At 50.7% G+C, this 536-nt stretch carries 1 protein-coding gene; it reads left to right on the top strand.

What is annotated here, in order from left to right:
* On the top strand, positions 1–536 hold a 536-nt coding region (locus tag RUMCAL_RS14295; RefSeq protein ID WP_021680782.1), incomplete at both ends, for a phage tail tape measure protein.

Here is a 536-nt window from a genome sequence, read left to right as displayed (position 1 = left end):
TTCTCTGACAGATAGTTCCGGCAAGATGTATTCTCTGCGGGAACTCATGGAACAACTCCGACAGAAATTGGGCGGACTTTCTGAGGCAGAACAGGCACAGGCGGCTGCCTCACTGTTTGGCAAAGAGGCGATGTCCGGTATGCTGGCGATCATCAACGGTTCCCCGGCGGACTTTGAAAAACTGTCCAATGCCATTGACACTTGTTCGGATACAGTGGACGGCTACAATGGCACAACTGAAAAAATGGCAGCGGTCATGCAGGATAACCTTGCCGGACAAGTAACCATCTTAAAGTCCCAGCTGGAAGAACTGGCAATCAGTTTTAGTGATATTCTGATGCCTACCATTCGCTCCATTGTTTCCCGTATTCAGGAACTGGTGGACAAGCTGAATCAACTGGATCCGCAGACCAAAGAAACCATTGCGAAAATTGCACTGGTGGCTGCTGCTCTGGGTCCGATGCTGGTGGTGCTTGGAAAGACCATCTCCAGTGTGGGAACCGTCTTTTCCGCAGTGTCCAAACTGCCTGCCCTTT

The organism is Ruminococcus callidus ATCC 27760, assembly GCF_000468015.1.
GTDB classification, from domain to species: domain Bacteria; phylum Bacillota; class Clostridia; order Oscillospirales; family Ruminococcaceae; genus Ruminococcus_C; species Ruminococcus_C callidus.
The sequence above is the reverse complement of the archived record's forward strand: the minus strand, read 5'-3'. Positions and strand labels throughout refer to the sequence as shown.